This is a genomic window from Leptothrix sp. (in: b-proteobacteria) (assembly GCF_965250675.1).
Taxonomy (GTDB): Bacteria; Pseudomonadota; Gammaproteobacteria; order Burkholderiales; family Burkholderiaceae_C; genus Sphaerotilus.
In genome coordinates, this window is sequence record NZ_CBDFPH010000011.1 from 312,877 (window position 1) to 329,268 (window position 16,392).

General features: G+C 69.2%; 15 protein-coding genes. 9 read left to right on the forward strand and 6 right to left on the reverse strand.

What is annotated here, in order from left to right; all coding sequences use genetic code 11:
• Positions 1-74 precede the first annotated feature (74 nt).
• From moaA to moeA, 3 genes are read left to right on the forward strand one after another with little or no spacing between them, the layout of a single operon-like run.
• Entirely contained in the window at positions 75-1,217 is a 1,143-nt protein-coding gene (gene moaA, locus AC5IG3_RS16000; RefSeq protein WP_491907287.1) for a GTP 3',8-cyclase MoaA, read from the forward strand.
• The gene (gene mobA / locus AC5IG3_RS16005) at positions 1,214-1,834 is read left to right on the forward strand and encodes a molybdenum cofactor guanylyltransferase MobA (protein ID WP_491907288.1); all 621 of its coding nucleotides are present in this window, start codon (positions 1,214-1,216) and stop codon (positions 1,832-1,834) included. Before moaA ends, mobA begins: the two co-directional genes overlap by 4 nt.
• A 14-nt stretch (positions 1,835-1,848) precedes the next feature.
• Entirely contained in the window at positions 1,849-3,177 is a 1,329-nt protein-coding gene (moeA, locus tag AC5IG3_RS16010; protein WP_491907289.1) for a molybdopterin molybdotransferase MoeA, read from the forward strand.
• A 27-nt stretch (positions 3,178-3,204) separates the two neighbouring features.
• Here moeA and ispF read toward each other — a convergent pair whose 3' ends face one another.
• The 3 genes from ispF to ispD all read right to left on the reverse strand — a co-directional run bounded on the left by ispF (position 3,205) and on the right by ispD (position 5,198).
• The gene (gene ispF / locus AC5IG3_RS16015) at positions 3,205-3,690 is read right to left on the reverse strand and encodes a 2-C-methyl-D-erythritol 2,4-cyclodiphosphate synthase (protein WP_491907590.1); all 486 of its coding nucleotides are present in this window, start codon (positions 3,688-3,690) and stop codon (positions 3,205-3,207) included.
• Between the two features lie 14 nt (positions 3,691-3,704).
• Positions 3,705-4,412 carry an NYN domain-containing protein gene (locus tag AC5IG3_RS16020; RefSeq protein WP_491907290.1) on the reverse strand — a complete coding sequence of 236 codons (708 nt, stop codon included), beginning with the start codon at positions 4,410-4,412 and terminating at the stop codon, positions 3,705-3,707.
• Positions 4,413-4,499: 87 nt separating this feature from the next.
• Positions 4,500-5,198, reverse strand: a complete 699-nt coding sequence (gene ispD / locus AC5IG3_RS16025) for a 2-C-methyl-D-erythritol 4-phosphate cytidylyltransferase (protein WP_491907291.1) — start codon at positions 5,196-5,198, stop codon at positions 4,500-4,502.
• Positions 5,199-5,275: 77 nt separating this feature from the next.
• Between ispD and AC5IG3_RS16030 the strand changes: the two genes are divergently transcribed.
• The 5 genes from AC5IG3_RS16030 (at position 5,276) to AC5IG3_RS16050 (ending at position 11,252) form a co-directional block, all read left to right on the forward strand.
• Positions 5,276-5,800, forward strand: a complete 525-nt coding sequence (locus AC5IG3_RS16030) for a Dps family protein (RefSeq protein WP_491907292.1) — start codon at positions 5,276-5,278, stop codon at positions 5,798-5,800.
• 103 nt (positions 5,801-5,903) lie between these two features.
• Positions 5,904-9,380 (forward strand): transcription-repair coupling factor, encoded by a 3,477-nt coding sequence (gene mfd / locus AC5IG3_RS16035; RefSeq protein ID WP_491907293.1) that lies wholly within the window; start codon positions 5,904-5,906, stop codon positions 9,378-9,380.
• Between the two features lie 147 nt (positions 9,381-9,527).
• A complete protein-coding gene (locus AC5IG3_RS16040) occupies positions 9,528-10,073 on the forward strand; it encodes a DUF4405 domain-containing protein (RefSeq protein WP_491907294.1) in 546 nt (181 codons plus the stop codon).
• Positions 10,074-10,133: 60 nt separating this feature from the next.
• On the forward strand, positions 10,134-10,856 hold the full coding sequence (serB, locus tag AC5IG3_RS16045) for a phosphoserine phosphatase SerB (protein WP_491907295.1): 723 nt from the start codon (positions 10,134-10,136) through the stop codon (positions 10,854-10,856).
• Between the two features lie 114 nt (positions 10,857-10,970).
• Entirely contained in the window at positions 10,971-11,252 is a 282-nt protein-coding gene (locus AC5IG3_RS16050; protein WP_491907296.1) for a hypothetical protein, read from the forward strand.
• Positions 11,253-11,262: 10 nt separating this feature from the next.
• Here AC5IG3_RS16050 and AC5IG3_RS16055 read toward each other — a convergent pair whose 3' ends face one another.
• From AC5IG3_RS16055 to dsbD, 3 genes are all read right to left on the reverse strand, one after another.
• Complete coding sequence (locus AC5IG3_RS16055) at positions 11,263-12,207, reverse strand: HDOD domain-containing protein (protein ID WP_491907297.1); 945 nt, start codon at positions 12,205-12,207, stop codon at positions 11,263-11,265.
• 141 nt (positions 12,208-12,348) lie between these two features.
• Positions 12,349-12,849, reverse strand: coding sequence for a ribonuclease E activity regulator RraA (gene rraA / locus AC5IG3_RS16060; protein WP_491907298.1), 501 nt, complete (start codon positions 12,847-12,849; stop codon positions 12,349-12,351).
• 57 nt (positions 12,850-12,906) lie between these two features.
• Positions 12,907-14,805, reverse strand: a complete 1,899-nt coding sequence (gene dsbD, locus AC5IG3_RS16065; protein WP_491907299.1) for a protein-disulfide reductase DsbD — start codon at positions 14,803-14,805, stop codon at positions 12,907-12,909.
• Positions 14,806-14,954: 149 nt separating this feature from the next.
• On the opposite strand from dsbD, the gene AC5IG3_RS16070 reads away from it, so the two are divergent.
• Positions 14,955-16,379: a roadblock/LC7 domain-containing protein gene (locus AC5IG3_RS16070; RefSeq protein WP_491907300.1), complete on the forward strand. Its 1,425-nt coding sequence runs from the start codon at positions 14,955-14,957 to the stop codon at positions 16,377-16,379.
• Positions 16,380-16,392: the final 13 nt, after the last annotated feature.

The window sequence follows — 16,392 nt, forward strand, 5'->3', positions numbered from 1 at the left end:
GCCCAGGGTTAGTCCCAAGGCGATAAATCCCCGCGTTCCCAGAGATTCCGGCCTGTCACCGCACAATCGCCGCCATGTCTGAACGCAACATCATCCCGATTGTTTCCAGCCCGGCGCGGCGCCTGCCACAGGTGCCTGCAACGGCCGTGCTGGCGCCCGGCGCCGAGTTGCTCGATCAGCTTGGCCGGCCGCTGCGGGACCTGCGCATCTCGGTCACCGACCGCTGCAACTTCCGCTGCAGCTACTGCATGCCCAAGGACGTGTTCGACAAGGACTACCGTTTCCTGCCGCAGACGGACCTGCTGAGCTTCGAGGAAATCACCCGTACCGCGCGCCTGTTCGCCGGCCTGGGCGTGCGCAAGATCCGCCTGACCGGTGGCGAGCCGCTGCTGCGCAAGAACCTCGAAGTGCTGGTGGCGCAACTGGCCGGGTTGCGCACGCCCGAGGGCGCGCCGCTCGACCTGACGCTGACCACCAACGGCTCGCTGCTCAAGCGCAAGGCGCGCGCGCTGCGTGACGCCGGCCTGCAGCGCGTCACGGTCAGCCTGGACGGCATGGACGACGCGGTATTCCGGCGCATGAACGACGTCGACTTTCCTGTGGCCGACGTGCTGGATGGCATTGCCGCCGCGCAGGAAGCCGGGCTTGGGCCGATCAAGGTCAACATGGTCGTCAAGCGCGGCACCAACGAGCAGGAAATCCTGCCGATGGCGCGCTACTTCCGCGAGCAGTTCGGCGGCCGGGTCGTGCTGCGCTTCATCGAATACATGGACGTGGGTGCCACCAACGGCTGGCGCATGGATGAAGTGATGCCCTCGGCCGAGGTGCAGCGCCTGATCAACGCCGCCTTCCCGCTCGTGGCGCTGGACGCCGCGCAGCCGGGCGAGACCGCCGAGCGCTGGGCCTACCGCGACGGCGGCGGCGAGGTCGGCTTCATCTCCAGCGTGACGCAGGCCTTCTGCCACGACTGCAACCGCGCGCGGCTGTCGACTGAAGGCCAGCTGTTCCTGTGCCTGTTCGCGGGCCAGGGCCATGACGTGCGCGGCCTGCTGCGCGGCCAGATCGACGGCCGGGCTTACACCGACAACGAAATCACCCGTGCCGTCAGCCTGATCTGGCAGCGCCGCGCCGACCGCTATTCCGAGCTGCGCAGCGAACTGCCCGCCTCGCCAGGCCCGGCCCGGCGCCGGGTCGAGATGAGCTACATCGGTGGATGAAGCCGCCTGCTGATACCGAGATCACCGGCCTGATCCTGGCCGGGGGCGAAGGACGGCGCATGGGCGGCGTCGACAAGGGTTTGCAGCCTTGCGGCGGCCAGCCGCTGGTGGCGCGGGTGCTGGCGCGGCTGGCGCCGCAAGTGGGTACGGCGGCGATCAGCGCCAACCGCTCGCTGGATCAATACGCGGCGCTTGGGCTGCCGGTCTGGACCGATCTGCCCGAGGCCGCTGGCTGCGGGCCGCTCTCGGGCCTGCTGAGCGGCCTGACGCACGCCCGCACGCCCTGGCTGCTGAGCGTGCCATGCGACGTGCCCGGCCTGCCGTTGGACCTGGGCGCGCAACTGGCTGAAGCCATTGCCCGTGAGCAGGCCGACCTGGCCATCGCCTGCACCGTGGAAGGCGGCGAACTGCGCCGCCACCCGGTCTTCTGCCTGCTCAACGCCGAAGCCCGCGCGGGTTTGCACGCCTCGCTGGCACAGTATCTGGCCGCTGGCGAGCGCAAGCTCGACCGCTGGACCGCCCAGCACCGCCGCGCGCTGGTGGTGTTCGATGATGCCCGGGCCTTCCGCAACCTCAACACGCTGGCCGATCTGACCGCGTTTGAGCGTGCTTACTGAACCACTTTCTGACGATGCCCCCTGCCGCCGCTCTGCCAGACACCTTCAACCCCTGGCCTGCCCTGCTGGCGGGTTTGCCCGCCCACGACCCGGAAGCCCTGCCCGTGCCGCTGGCGCAAGCCTTGATCGAACGGGCAGTGGCACAACTCGGCCAGCCGCCTGCCACCGAGCGCCTGCCGCTGGCCTATGCGCTGGGCCGGGTGCTGGCCGACGAGGTGATCTCGCCCATCGACGTGCCCGCGCACGACAACTCCGCCATGGACGGCTACGCGCTGCGCGGCGAGCAGATCGCTGCCAGCGGCGACACCGTGCTGCGCGTGGCCGGCACCGTACTGGCCGGCCAGCCCTTTGGCGGCGCGCTGCTGGCGGGCGAATGCGTGCGCATCATGACCGGCGCGGTGCTGCCGCCCGGGCTGGATACCGTCGTGCCGCAGGAGCTCTGCAGCACCGACGTGCGTGGCGTCTGCATTCCCGCCGGTGCCGTCAGGCCGGGCGACAACCGCCGCCGCCGGGGTGAAGACCTGGCCGCCGGCCGCCCGGCGCTGCCAGCCGGGCGCGTGCTGCGGCCGTCGGACCTGGGACTGATCGCCTCGCTCGGGCTGGCCGAAGTGCGCGTGCGGCGCCGGCTGCGGGTGGCGTTCTTCTCGACCGGCGACGAACTGCGCTCGCCCGGCCAGCCGCTCGATGCCGGCTGCATCTACGACAGCAACCGCTACAGCCTGCTGGGCGCGTTGTTGCGGCTCGGGCTGGAGCCGATCGACCTGGGGCTGGTGCGCGACGACCCGGTCGCGCTCGAGACCACGCTGCGCCTGGCCTGCGAACAGGCCGACGTGGTGCTGACCAGCGGCGGCGTCAGCGGCGGCGATGCCGACTACACCCGCGCGCTGATCGACCGACTCGGCCACGCCGTCTACCTCAAGCTGGCGATGCGCCCCGGCCGGCCCTTCGCCATCGGCCAGCTGCAGCCAGGCAGCAAGCCTGACCGTCACAAAGTCTGGATGTTCGCGCTGCCGGGCAACCCGGTCGCCAGCCTGGTGGCGTTCTACGCGCTGGTGCGGCCGGCGCTGCTGCAACTCTCGGGCGCCCATGTGACGCCGCTGCCGATGCTGCGCGCCCGCGCCGCCGAGGCCATGCGCAAGCGCCCTGGCCGGACCGAATACCAGCGGGGCCGCTTGAGCCGAGCTGACGACGGCCACTGGCAGGTGCGGCTGACCGGCGCGCAAGGCTCGGGCATGCTCAGCAGCATGAGCGAGGCCGACGGGCTGGTGCTGCTCGGCCACGCGCAGGGCCACGTCGCGGCAGGCGACTGGGTCGACGTGATGCCGTTCGACGGTCTGGTCTGACGCTGCCTCGGCTCAGGCTGCGTCAGCTCAGGCGGCCACCAGCAGGCAGACCGCGCGCGCCTCGATCGCCTCACCCCGGCCGACCGGGCCCATGCGCTCGGCGGTCTTGGCCTTGACGTTGACGCAGGCGCGGTCGATCTCCAGCGCGGCGGCGATGCGCTCGCACATCGCGCCGATGTGCGGCGCCATCTTGGGCGCCTGCGCGACGATGGTGCTGTCGACGTTGCCGATGCGCCAGCCCGCTGCCCGCACGCGGCGCGCCGCCTCGGCCAGCAGCACGGCCGAATCGGCGCCCTTGAACTCGACGGCGGTGTCGGGGAAATGCCGGCCGATGTCGCCCAGGCCGGCCGCGCCCAAGAGCGCGTCGGTGATGGCGTGCAGCAGCGCGTCGGCATCCGAATGGCCCAGCAGGCCGTGGTGGTGCGGAATGGTCACGCCGCCCAGCACCAGCGCGCGGCCGGGCACCAGCGCATGCACGTCCCAGCCTTCGCCGATGCGGAAGGGCACGGGCATCGAGGCCGCCGCGCTCACGACTCGGCTCCGTGCGAGATCGTCTCCACCTGGATCAACGCGGGCGGCTGGGCCGCACTGGCCTGCACGGGCTGGGGCACGTAGGACGGACGGTCGTTGCGTTCCTGGCGCGGCTCGAAGCGATCGTTGCGGTCGAAGCGTTCGGGCCGCTCGGCGCGCTCCAGGCGGTCGAGCTTGTCGATGGTCGGGTGCATGTCGTCCATCCACAGCACGCGGTCGGCGTAGCACTGCAGATCGGTCGAGAGGTTGGCCATCGCGCCGTGCAGCCAGAACTCCTTGTGCAGCTCGGACTTGATGTACTGGATGGCGTCCTCGAAGTCGCCGTCGCCGGCCGACAGGATCAGCCGGTCGTACACGCCCTGCGCCGCCAGCTTGATGATGAGCGTGGCAATGCCCACGTCCACGCCCTTCTGCATCGGCCGGGTGTAGCCCTGGCCGCAGGACGGGCAGTTGCAGTTGAGGTCCTTGAGCGCGTAGAGCTGCACGCGCATCTTGGGGCCGCGCGGCGCCGCCGACTTGAGCCAGCTGTGGAAGGAGTTCTGGCTGTCGCGGGTGACGTCGGGCGCGGTGTTGAGGTAGTAGGTTTCATAGATCGGCCCGCCGTTGGCGGCCTCGATCTCGGCCTTGAGCTTCAGGTAGTCGAAGGGGCGGTTGCGGCCGTAGTTGAAGAGATAGGCGCCATCAATGATCCAAACGGTTTTCATGGAACTTTCTATAAGGTTCGGTGAACAAGCAAAAAGACAACAAAAAACAGGCAGAGCCTGCGGGACATACGTGAACTTCTGCGGCGGTCAGGCCCGCAGCAGCCGTTCGGCCAGCGCGAAATCCGCTGGCCAGGTGAGCTTGAAATTGCTCAGGTCGCCGCGCACCAGCAACGGTGCGTGGCCCAGCGCTTCGACCGCGCTGGCTTCATCGGTCACGGCATCACCCGCGTGCAGCAAGGCCGGCCGCAGCAAGCCGAGGCGGAACATCTGCGGCGTCTGCGCCGCCCATTTGGCGGTACGGTCCACCGTGGCCGCTACGCGGCCGTTAGCTTCCTGCTTGAGCGTATCGGGCAGCGGCAGTGCCAGCAGGCCGCCTACTTCGTCGTCAAAACAGGCGTCGATCAGGTGGTCCACCGCAGCAGGCTCGATCAGGCAACGCGCCGCATCATGCACCAAGACCCAGTCGTGGGGCTGAGCGCCACGCGCCAGCAGCTCGGCCAGGCCCTGCGCAACGGTCTCGGCGCGGGTGGCGCCGCCGCAGCGCGCGACCCAGCCGCGCTCGCCCTCGAAGCCCGGCACCGCCGCGCTGAATTGATCGTCCTGCGGCGCCAGCACCACCAGCGTGGCCTCGATGCGCGCCACCTGCGCCAGCGCCGCCAGCGTGTGGGCCACCACCGCCCGGCCGGCCAGCGGGTGATATTGCTTGGGGCCGCCCACGCCCGCGCGCAGGCCGACGCCGGCGCAAGGCACAAGGGCAAAACAACGGGGTGAGGTTCCGATCAGCATGGCCGCGATTGTCGCTGTGTGGCGAGGACGGGCAGCGCGGGCTACAGTCTCGTTCACCCTTTTCAGCAGGAGTCTTCATGGCAAAAGCCCCCAAGGAAAATCGCAAGTCGGCTGCCGCAGCGACGGCGCCGCCCATCAACATCGGCATCGACAGCCACGACCGCAGCGCCATCACCGAGGGCCTGTCGCGCCTGCTGGCCGACACCTACACGCTCTACCTGACCACGCACAACTTCCACTGGAACGTCACCGGGCCGATGTTCAACTCGCTGCACGCGATGTTCATGGCCCAGTACACCGAACTGTGGACCGCCGTGGACCCGATCGCCGAGCGCATCCGCTCACTGGGCCATGCCGCGCCGGGCAGCTACGCCGCGTTCGGCAAGCTCAGCTCGGTGCCGGACGCGCCGGCCACGCCGCCCAAGGCGCTGGAGATGGTGCGCATCCTGGTCCAAGGCCATGAGGCCGTGGCCCGCACGGCGCGCAGCCTTTACCCGGTGGTCGAGCAGGCCGGCGACGAGCCCACCGCCGACCTGCTGACCCAGCGCCTGACGGTGCACGAGCAAGCCGCCTGGATGCTGCGTTCGCTGCTGGAAGAGTAAGACCGGACCCACGCCACGGGCGCGGCACCGCGCCTAAACTGCACGCCTTTCGCGCTGCCCGGCCCCGCCTGGCAGCGCGTTGGTCATTCCTGGTGCCCAGAAGATGCAGCTCCCCTCGATCGCCCCCGGCAAGCGCTACACCGTTCCCCGCCCCCTCGGCTCGGCCGACGCCCTGCTGCTGGCGCGCCACGCCCAGGCGCGCAAGGCCGCCGGCCAGATCCTGGCGGTCATCACCGCCGAGCCGGCCGACGTGGCCCGCCTGCCCGACGAGCTGGCCTTCTTCGCGCCCGAGCTGCGCGTGGCCGTCTTCCCCGACTGGGAAACGCTGCCCTACGACAACTTCAGCCCGCACCAGGACCTGATCTCCGAGCGGCTGGCCACGCTCTGGCGCATCCTGCAAGGCCGCGACAAGGGCGAGGTCGATGTGGTGCTGCTGCCCGCCACCACGGCGCTCACCCGACTGGCGCCGCCGTCCTTCATGGCCGGCTACACCTTTCTGTTCAAGCAGAAGCAGAAGCTCGACGAGGCTGCGCTCAAGCGCCAGCTGACACTGGCCGGCTACGAGCACGTCAGCCAGGTGGTGTCGCCGGGCGAATACGCGGTGCGCGGCGGGTTGATCGACCTGTTTCCGATGGGCTCGCTCGTGCCCTTCCGGGTCGACCTGTTCGACCATGAGGTCGACTCGATCCGCGTCTTCGACCCCGACAGCCAGCGCAGCCTCTACCCGGTGCCCGAAGTGCGCCTCCTGCCGGGGCGCGAGTTCCCGATGGACGAGGCTGCCCGCACGGCGTTTCGCGCCCGCTGGCGCGAGAAGATGGACGGCGACCCGACCAAGGCGCGCATCTACAAGGACATCGCCAGCGGCATCGCCACCGCCGGCATCGAGTACTACCTGCCGCTGTTCTTCGACGACAGCGCCACCCTCTTCGACTACCTGGGCGAGCACGCGGCGCTGGCGCTGCTCGGCGAGGTCGATGAATCGCTCACCAAGTTCTGGACCGAAACCCGCGAGCGCCACCGCTTCCTGCAGCACGACCCCGAGCGGCCGCTGCTGCCGCCCGAAGAGATCTACCTCAAGCAGGAAGAGTTCTTCGCGCGCTGCAACCAGCACGCGCAGCTGTCGATCCGGGGCCATGAACCGGTCGAGTGGGCCCGCCCGCTGCCCGACCTGAGCGTGGTGCGCGGCGGCACCGATCCGCTGCGCAAACTCGAAGAACAGCTGCAGAAGATCCGCCACCAGAAGAACCGCCTGCTGATCCTGGCCGAGAGCGCCGGCCGGCGCGAAAGCCTGCTGGAGCTGCTGCGCGAGCACCGGCTGGAGCCCCCAGCCATCGACACGCTGGCCGCCTTCATCGCCAGCGACCACCCCTACGCGATCTCGACCGCACCGCTGGCCAGCGGCTTCTTCTGGACTGAGGCCACGGCCGACTTTGGCATCCAGTTCGTCACCGAGACCGAGCTGTTCGACGCCACGCCCACCGCGCGCCGCCGCCGCAAGCAGGAGCAGACCAGCGACGTCGACGCGCTGATCAAGGACCTGTCGGAGCTGAAGGTGGGCGACCCGGTGGTGCACGCCAACCACGGCATCGGCCGCTACCAGGGCCTGGTCAACATCGACATCGGCGAAGGCCCGACCGAGTTCCTGTTCCTGCAGTACGCCGACGACGCCACGCTCTACGTGCCGGTGTCGCAGCTGCAACTCATCAGCCGCTACACGGGGGTCAGCGCCGACGAGGCGCCGCTGCACCGCCTCGGCTCCGGCCAGTGGGAAAAAGCCAAGCGCAAGGCGGCCGAGCAGGTGCGCGACGCCGCCGCCGAGCTGCTCAACCTCTACGCGCGGCGGGCCGCCCGCGAGGGCTTCGCCTTCCGCTACTCGCCGCAGGATTACGAGGCGTTTGCCACCAGCTTCGGCTTCGATGAAACGCCCGACCAGGCCGCGGCCATCCACGCCGTCATCCAGGACATGATCAGCCCGCGCCCGATGGACCGGCTGGTCTGCGGCGACGTCGGTTTCGGCAAGACCGAGGTGGCCTTGCGCGCGGCCTTCGTGGCAGTCACCGGCGGCAAGCAGGTGGCCCTGCTGGCGCCCACCACGCTGCTGGCCGAGCAGCATTTCCAGACGCTGGCCGACCGCTTTGCCAAGTGGCCGGTCAAGGTCGGCGAAATCAGCCGCTTCCGCTCGGCCAAGGAGGTCAAGGCGACGCTGGCCGGGCTGGCCGACGGCACAGTCGACATCGTGGTCGGCACGCACAAGCTGCTCAGCCCGGACTCCAAGTTCAAGAACCTGGGCCTGTTGATCATCGACGAGGAGCACCGTTTCGGCGTGCGCCACAAGGAACAGATGAAGGCGCTGCGCGCAGAAGTCGACGTGCTGACGCTGACCGCCACGCCGATTCCGCGCACGCTGGGCATGGCGCTCGAAGGCATGCGCGACCTGAGCGTGATCGCCACCGCGCCGCAACGCCGGCTGGCCATCAAGACCTTCGTGCGCACCGAGACCAGCGGCACGATCCGCGAGGCGGTGCTGCGCGAATTGAAGCGCGGCGGGCAGGTCTACTTCCTGCACAACGAGGTCGACACGATCGAGAACCGGCGCCAGAAGCTCGAAGAAATGCTGCCCGAGGCGCGCATTGCGGTGGCCCACGGCCAGATGCCCGAGCGCGAGCTGGAGCGCGTGATGCGCGACTTCGTGGCCCAGCGCTACAACATCCTGCTGTGCTCGACCATCATCGAGACCGGCATCGACGTGCCCACCGCCAACACCATCATCATGAGCCGCGCCGACAAGTTCGGCCTGGCGCAGCTGCACCAGCTGCGCGGCCGCGTCGGCCGCAGCCACCACCAGGCCTACGCCTACCTGCTGGTGCCGGATGTGGAAGGCCTGACCAAGCAGGCGCAGCAGCGGCTGGACGCGATCCAGAGCATGGAAGAACTCGGCAGCGGTTTCTACCTGGCCATGCACGACCTGGAAATTCGCGGCGCCGGCGAGGTGCTGGGCGACAACCAGAGCGGCAACATGATGGAAGTCGGCTTCCAGCTCTACAACGAGATGCTGGCCGAGGCCGTGCGCGCGCTCAAAGCCGGCCAGGAGCCCGACCTGCTCTCCCCCACCGGCTTCTTCGGCGCCAGCACCGAGGTCAACCTGCACGCCCCCGCGCTGCTGCCCGACAGCTACTGCGGCGACGTGCACGTGCGCCTGAACCTCTACAAGCGCCTGGCCACGGCCGACAAGCTCGACAAGATCGACGCCATGCTCGAAGAGCTGATCGACCGCTTCGGCAAGCTTCCCGCCCAAGGCCAGGCGCTGTTCGACCTGCACCGCCTGCGCGTGCAGGCACGGCCCTATGGCGTGATCAAGATCGACGCCGGCCCGGCGGTGATGAACATCCACTTCAAGCCAAACCCGCCGATCGACCCGATGCGCATCATCGACCTGGTGCAGAAGAACCGCAACGTCAAGCTCGCCGGCAACGACAAGCTGCGCATCGACCGCGCCTACCCGGACGCCAAGGACCGCGCGCAGTACGTGCGCGACATCCTGCGCGCGCTGGGCCAGCCGCTGGCGGGCAAGGCAGCGTGATCGGCGTGGGGTGATCTGCCTCAAACAGCCGGTGTGCAGTTTTTCCGGCTCTGCCCGACTGCTTCACAAACGGAAGCAGTCGGGCGGGCGAGTTGCAATGTTCGGGCGGCACACTGCACAGCCTTCACACAACAATTCCAACCCGTCATGAAAATTCAGCGCGACTGGGCCACGCCCGTCACCATCGGCGTCTTCGCCCTGATGTCGATCACCGGCATCCTGATGTTTTTCCGCGTCCACCGCGGCCTCAACGGCTTTGCGCATGAGTGGCTGGGCTGGATCATGGTGGTCGGTGTGGCCTGCCATTCGGCCGCGAACTGGAACTATTTCAAGCACCACCTGGGCACGCGGCGCGGCAAGCTCGTCATTGCGGGTTTTGTGGCGCTGCTGGCACTGTCGTTCTACAGCCCGCCCGAGAAAGACGACGAGCGTGAGCCTGATTTCGCCGCCCCCGTGCGCGCGCTGGCCCGTGCACCGCTGAGCACGCTGGCGCAGGTCACCGGCCAATCGAACGAGCAGCTGCTGGCCACGCTCAAGCGGCTGGGCATCGCCGCCGACGCGGCCCAGTTCGACAGCAAGAGCCTGCAGGACCTGATCGGCCCCAAGCTGCGCCGCCAGGTCGATGTGCTGAGTTCGGTCACGCCGGCCGCGCCTGCGGCTTCTGCCCCCGTCTCCGCAGCCTCCGCGCCCTGAGCGCAGTTAGCATGCGCGGCCTTGTGTCTCACCCACCGCGCCGCTGAGGCGCCGCCTCTCATGCCTGCTCAAGAACACGCTCCCGGCCTGGTGATCCAGGGTTTCACGCCACCGCTGCGGCTGGCGGACTTCAAGCTGATCGCGTTCGACATGGACTCGACGCTGATCAACATCGAATGCGTCGACGAGATTGCCGACGCCGTGGGCCGCAAGGCCGAGGTCGCCGCCATCACCGAGGCCGCCATGCGCGGCGAGATCACCGACTTCAAGGACAGCCTGCGCCGCCGCGTCGCGCTGCTCAAGGGCGTGACCACCGCCGACATGGCGCGCGTCTACACCGAACGCCTGCGCCTCAACCCCGGCGCGGCCGAGTTGATCCTGGCCTGCAAGCGCGCGGGCCTGAAGGTGCTGCTGGTCTCGGGCGGCTTCACCTTCTTTGCGCACCGCGTGTGCGATCGGCTGGACATCGACTTCTCGCGCTCCAACCTCCTGGAGACCGAAGACGGCGTGCTGACCGGCGGCCTGGTCACGCAGAGCTGGGGCGACATCTGCGATGGCGCTGAAAAACGCCGCACGCTGCTGGAAGTGGCCAGCCTGCTGGGCATCAGCCCGCAGCAGACCATCGCGATGGGCGACGGCGCCAATGACCTGCCGATGATGGCGGCATGTTCTGATGCTGGCGGCCTGTCAGTGGCCTATCACGCCAAACCCAAGGTGCGCGAGCAGGCGATGGTCGCCATCAACCAAGGCGGCCTGGACCGTCTGCTGGACGTGCTGCGCTGAGCCGGTAACCGGCACGAAGACGCGAAAACTGCGGGCGAGTTGTCCCGTTTTTCAGTCCATGCCTCGCCCTGCAACGGTGCGATCCTCTGGCAGCAACCTGCCTTGGAGCGAGACATGAGTGAATTTCTGCGTCAATGCAGCCTGTGCCACCCGATCAGCACGCCGTCCGGCCCCTCAGCCGTACCGGCTGATCCGGGCGCGCAACTCGTCGCCCAGGCCAGCAAGACGCTGCAGGAGATTCTGGACGGCATCGATCAGGTGCATCAGTCCATCCTGCAGATCGACGCCCTGGCGCTGCAAGCGCAGCCACCGCAGCAACCTCAGGACGAGGCGCAGCTGGAAGAGGCCCGCCGGCTGCGCGGCGCCGGGCGTGCCTGGCTCCGCGTGGTGACCTGAAGGTCGGGCGTCAGAAGCTCAACGCGAGCTGGGCCTGCACTTCGTCGGCCCAGGCTTCGAACTCGCTCTCGCTCAGGCCCAGCGCATGCAGGGCCTGGCGGCCACCGCGCTGCCATTCACGGTGGCGGTTCAGGCCGGCTTCGCGCTGGATGATGTGGTCGGCCACCAGCACCAGCGCCACCAGCACACGCAGGCGTGGCGCCACCGAGCCGCCGAACACGCGCGGATAGTCGTGGTGCAGCGCCACCGCCTGGGCGATTTCATCGCTCACACCCCAGCTGCGCGCCAACTCGGCACCCACCTGGGCGTGATCGGTGCCGTGGCGGCTGCGCTCGATCTCGGTAAACGGCCGGTGGCCCAGGTTGGCCTCGGCCAGCGTGACGCGGTAACTCGGCGTATGGCAGTTCTGCAACAGCACGGCAATGCCCACGTCGCAGAACAGGCCCAGCGTGTGTGCGACATCGGGCTCGATCAGGCCGTGCCGGCGTGCCAGCCACGCCATGGCCAGGCCGCGGCGCTGGGCCACGTCCCAGAAGCGTTCCAGCGTCGGACCATGCGCGGGCAGGACCTGGCGCAGCACCAGCGCACCCAGGATGGCAATGCAGCGCTCGGCGCCCAGCCGCTCGAACGCCGCACGCAGGGTGCCCGGCCCGCGTGGCACGCCCGGCAGCGGCGCGTTGGCCACCCGCAGCAGGGCGGCGGCCACCGCCACGTCGTAGGACGCCAGTTGCACCAGCATGTCCAGGCGCGGCGCTGGCCGGCTCAACTCCTGGTGCAGCCGCGCCAGCAACTCGGGCTGCGGCGGAATGCCGATGTCTTCCACCAGATCCGCCAGGCGCGGGTCCGTCAGCCGCGCTGCGGCCAGCGGCGCCGGAGCGAACTCGCTCAACATCGCACCCGACTGCACAAACGGCAGCGGTGCAGCGGAACGGGGCAAAACGTGGAATGGATGCATGTGGCGGACTCCCAGGGCGCCGGCCCACACCGAAACGGCATGCGCAAAGCGACAAACCGTATATCGACCTCGCCACAGCGACCTTGAGTGAGATCAGCCCGTTCAAATGCAAATCAGCGCGAAATATCCGCGCGCAACCGATCAGGTCGGCGCGTGAGGCATGACGACGATGCCATCGGCATCGGCGCACAGCCAGTCGCCCGGCTGGATCCGCACGCCCTGCACCTGCACCGGCACGTCGACCAGGCCGGCGGCGCGGCGTTCGGTGGGCAGCGGCATGGCAGCCAGTGCGCGCAGGCCGACGTCGCAGGCGGCCAGTTCGGCCACGTCGCGTACGCAGCCGTCCACCACCACGCCGGCCCAGCCGTTGCGCGCGGCGGCGGCGGCGATGTTGCCGCCGATCAGCGCGCGGCGCAGCGAGCCGGCGCCATCCACCACCAGCACCCGGCCGAGGCCAGGGCCTTCAAGCAGGGCCTTGACGGAGGTGTTGTCCTCAAAGCACTTGACCGTGACCACCGTGCCGGCAAAGGCCGCGCGGCCGCCGAACGCCCGGAACACCGGTGGCAGCACGCGGAAGTCGCCGCTGCTGTCGCTCTTGTGGGTGTCGCACAGGTCACAGGTCGAAGGTGGGGTGAAGTTCATGGCGTGGATTGAAGTTGACAAAAAACAGGGCGGACAGGTCGAATCCATCCGATCGCTTCAAAGACCGGCAGCGCTCAGGCTGCGCACGAAGTCGGGCGCACGCTGGAAGCCGATGACGCGGGCGGCGCTCTGCTCCTGGCCGCGCGCGTCGAAGAAGATGATGCCGGGCGGACCGAACAGCTGGAAGCGCTGCAGCAGCGCGCGGTCGTCGGCGTTGTTGGCGGTCACGTCGGCCTGCAGCAGCAGGGCGCCCGCAAGCTTGGCGCGCACGGCGGGGTCGGTGAAGGTGAACTGCTCGTATTCCTTGCACGACACGCACCAGTCGGCGTAGAAATCCAGCATCACGGGGCGCCCCGCGCTGCGCACGGCGGCGTCCAGTTCGGCCACGCTCCGGACGCGCTGAAAGGAGACACCCGAAGACTCGGCCCGCGCCACGCCGCCCATGCTGATGGCCCCCAACGGCTGCAGCACCGAGCGCGAGCCCGACAGCGCCCCCACCACCTGCGCCGCGCCCACCAGCGCCAGCAGCACGCCCAGTGCCTTGAACAGCCGCACATGGCCGCGGGCGTGGTCGGACAGGCGCTCGAAGGCCTGCAGGAACACCGCGCAGCCCAGCGCCAGCGCACCCCAGGCCAGCATCTGCACGGCCACCGGCAGCACGGGGCTGACCATCCAGATCGCCACGCCGATCAGCAACACGCCAAAACAGCGCTTGACCGACTCCATCCACACCCCGGCCCGCGGCAGCAGCGAGCCCGCCGACACGCCGACCAGCAGCAGCGGCACGCTCATGCCGCAGGCCAGCGCGAACAGCGCCGTGCCGCCCAGCACCACGTCGCGCGTCTGGCTGATGTAGAGCAGCGCGCCGGCCAGCGGCGCGGCCACGCAGGGGCCGACGATCAGCGCCGAGACGCCGCCCATCAGCATCACCGCGCCGTGGCGGCCGCCGTTGAAGCGGTTGGAGTGCGCCGACAGCCGGCTCTGCAGCGCGGCGGGCAGCTGCAGCTCGTAATAGCCGAACATCGACAGCGACATGCCCAGCAGCAGCAGCGCGAACAGCGCCAGCACCCAGGGCTGCTGCAGCGTGGCGGCCAGCCCTTCGCCCGCCAGCCCGGCGGCCACGCCCAGCGCGGTGTAGACCAGCGCCATGCCCAGCGCGTAGGCCAGCGACAGGCTCAGGCCGCGCCAGCGCGAAACGCTCTCGCCCTGGCCGACGATGATCGACGACAGGATCGGCACCATCGGCAATACACAGGGCGTGAACGACAGCAGCAGGCCCGCCAGCAGGAACACGCCCACCACCGTCAAGCCGTTGCCCGAGCGCAGCGCCGAGTCAATGCCCGGAAGAGCCGTCGAAGGCAGCTCGGCGGTGGCCGGCGCACCCGCACCCGCACCCGCACCCGCACCCGCACCCGGTTGCCAGCTTGCCGCCTCGGCCTCGCTCAGCAGGGTGACGCGCTCCATCGCCCCACCGGCCATGCGAATGCGCAGCGCGTGGGTCTGGGGCGGATAGCACAGGCCCGCATCGGCACAGCCCTGGCTGGTCACGTTGACGCGGAATTCGGCAGGCGCGCCCATGACCGGCACCGGGATCAGCAAGGTGTCGCGGTAGGTTTCGACGTCTTTCTGGAAGGTCTCGTCGAACTTGACCTGGCCGGCGGGATAGCCCGCCGCGCCCAGCGCCGCTTCGGCGGGCAGCGCAGCCACCGCAAAGCGTTCGCGGTACATGTAGTAGCCGGGGGCGATGTCGTAGCGCAATTCCAGGGTCTGGCCGTCGGAGGCACGGGCGCTCAGGCGAAAGGCCTGCTCGGGCGGCAGGTAATCCTCGGCGCCGACGGCGGCTGACATCACCAGCACAGCCCCCAGGCTCGACAGGAAGGCCGTTCGGGCCAGGCCAAGAAGAAAGACGCCAAAGGCTCGCAAGGTTCGCAAATGCAGCAGCAGATTCCGGTTCATCGCAAGATTGTGACCCGACCGGTCGCCAGGGTCTCAAGGTGTCGATCTGTATCGGGGATCCAAGGAGGTGCGCGGCTCAAGTAAAGTTTGCCTTTGACCTGTCTGGCCCTGTTGGGGTCTGCCCCGTTCTGCCGTCCCTGGATTCGACGATGCTCAAAAGCCTGTTTGGTGACCTCTTGCCACTGCGTGAAACGCGGGACGCGCGTGACACGTTGTCGCGCCACCAGGCGGCGCCGGAATTCGTGGCCACAGCCTTGATGGATCGATCCGAGTTGACCGGCCAGGACGACACCCGCCCAGCGCCGCTGCCCACGCACGGTGCGAGCCAGACGCAGCGCGACCTGTTCGTGAGCGGCTCGCCTGCCCAGGCCATGCGGGCGCATTTCTCCAGCATCCGCGACCGCGCCCAGCCCGGCACCCGCACCATCGCCCTGCACGACCCGGAGGCGACCTGGGCGCCCGCCGTGCTGTCGGCGCTGTCGGACGCCAGCGGCGGCCCGGTCGAGCGGCTGCACCTGCGCGATCAGGTCAGCATGCAGGTGCTCGCCACCATCGCCCGCACCCGGCTGACCCGCCGCGCCGACGACACGCTCAAGGTCTATCACGCCCAGGTGCAGGCCAGCTTGCCCAACAGCCTGGCGATCCAGGCCGCGCTGATGGAGCACGCCGACCTGTCGGTGATGGTGATCGGGGCTCAGGGGCCGTCGGTGATCGACGAGTGGCTGGCCCAGTTGCGCCGCGCGGTGGTCAGCCCGCACTGGCGCTGCCCTTGCCTGTTGATCCTGATTCCGGTCGGCGCGGGCTGGATTGCCAGCAAGGTCGATGCGGTGGTCTGGCCCATCGGGCTGAGCGTACGCACCGCCGCCGAGCCGCTGAGTGGCGCCAGCGTCATCTGGAACAAGCTGCTGGGGCACTGGACCCAGATGCTGCAGCCCAAGTCAGGCAGCGCCCTTTTGACGATCAGCGCCACGCCCCAACCCTTTGGCGGGACGGAGGCTGCGCGTGCCAGTGGCTGGGATCTGGTGTCGGCCTTTGCGGATACGCATCCCCCCGAACTCAGCCCAGCGCCTACAGTGCGCAGTGTGCATACCAACAACCTGCTGCCTGCGGGCGCGTCCCATTCCTCGGCCTACCCGTCGGCCGCGTCAGCCTATCCGGGCGCGCCCAGCGCCGAAGCGCCCGCCGAGTCCGCCTCACGCCTGGCGGATTCGGCCGGTGCCGAGGCTGCGCTGCAGGAGCTGATGGGACTGGACGGGGTGATCTTCACCGCGCTGGTGGATGTGCGCACCGGCCAGGTCGTCTACAGCCCCAGCCGCGGCCTGGACATCGAGCGCGCCGCCACCGCCGCCGCCGACCTGCTGCGCCTGCACCGCAACACCTTGCGCCACCTCGGCCACGGCCAGGGCAGCGACACGGTCGATGAGGTCATGGTCACTGCCGGCAGCCGCTATCACGTGCTGCGGGGCGTGCAGGCCCGGCCGGACCTGCTGATCCTGGCGGTGCTCGACAAGCTGCGCAGCAACCTGGCCGTGACGCGCTACCGCATCATGGAAGCGCAACTCACCCTGCGCTGAAAGACGGCTGCCC

What these genes read in the sequence shown, in the direction of transcription:
- moaA (WP_491907287.1), top strand. Translation starts at nt 75, where the DNA reads ATGTCTGAACGCAACATCATCCCGATTGTTTCCAGCCCGGCGCGGCGC.
- mobA (WP_491907288.1), top strand. Translation starts at nt 1,214, where the DNA reads ATGAAGCCGCCTGCTGATACCGAGATCACCGGCCTGATCCTGGCCGGG.
- moeA (WP_491907289.1), top strand. Translation starts at nt 1,849, where the DNA reads ATGCCCCCTGCCGCCGCTCTGCCAGACACCTTCAACCCCTGGCCTGCC.
- ispF (WP_491907590.1), bottom strand. Translation starts at nt 3,690, where the DNA reads ATGCCCGTGCCCTTCCGCATCGGCGAAGGCTGGGACGTGCATGCGCTG.
- AC5IG3_RS16020 (WP_491907290.1), bottom strand. Translation starts at nt 4,412, where the DNA reads ATGAAAACCGTTTGGATCATTGATGGCGCCTATCTCTTCAACTACGGC.
- ispD (WP_491907291.1), bottom strand. Translation starts at nt 5,198, where the DNA reads ATGCTGATCGGAACCTCACCCCGTTGTTTTGCCCTTGTGCCTTGCGCC.
- AC5IG3_RS16030 (WP_491907292.1), top strand. Translation starts at nt 5,276, where the DNA reads ATGGCAAAAGCCCCCAAGGAAAATCGCAAGTCGGCTGCCGCAGCGACG.
- mfd (WP_491907293.1), top strand. Translation starts at nt 5,904, where the DNA reads ATGCAGCTCCCCTCGATCGCCCCCGGCAAGCGCTACACCGTTCCCCGC.
- AC5IG3_RS16040 (WP_491907294.1), top strand. Translation starts at nt 9,528, where the DNA reads ATGAAAATTCAGCGCGACTGGGCCACGCCCGTCACCATCGGCGTCTTC.
- serB (WP_491907295.1), top strand. Translation starts at nt 10,134, where the DNA reads ATGCCTGCTCAAGAACACGCTCCCGGCCTGGTGATCCAGGGTTTCACG.
- AC5IG3_RS16050 (WP_491907296.1), top strand. Translation starts at nt 10,971, where the DNA reads ATGAGTGAATTTCTGCGTCAATGCAGCCTGTGCCACCCGATCAGCACG.
- AC5IG3_RS16055 (WP_491907297.1), bottom strand. Translation starts at nt 12,207, where the DNA reads ATGCATCCATTCCACGTTTTGCCCCGTTCCGCTGCACCGCTGCCGTTT.
- rraA (WP_491907298.1), bottom strand. Translation starts at nt 12,849, where the DNA reads ATGAACTTCACCCCACCTTCGACCTGTGACCTGTGCGACACCCACAAG.
- dsbD (WP_491907299.1), bottom strand. Translation starts at nt 14,805, where the DNA reads ATGAACCGGAATCTGCTGCTGCATTTGCGAACCTTGCGAGCCTTTGGC.
- AC5IG3_RS16070 (WP_491907300.1), top strand. Translation starts at nt 14,955, where the DNA reads ATGCTCAAAAGCCTGTTTGGTGACCTCTTGCCACTGCGTGAAACGCGG.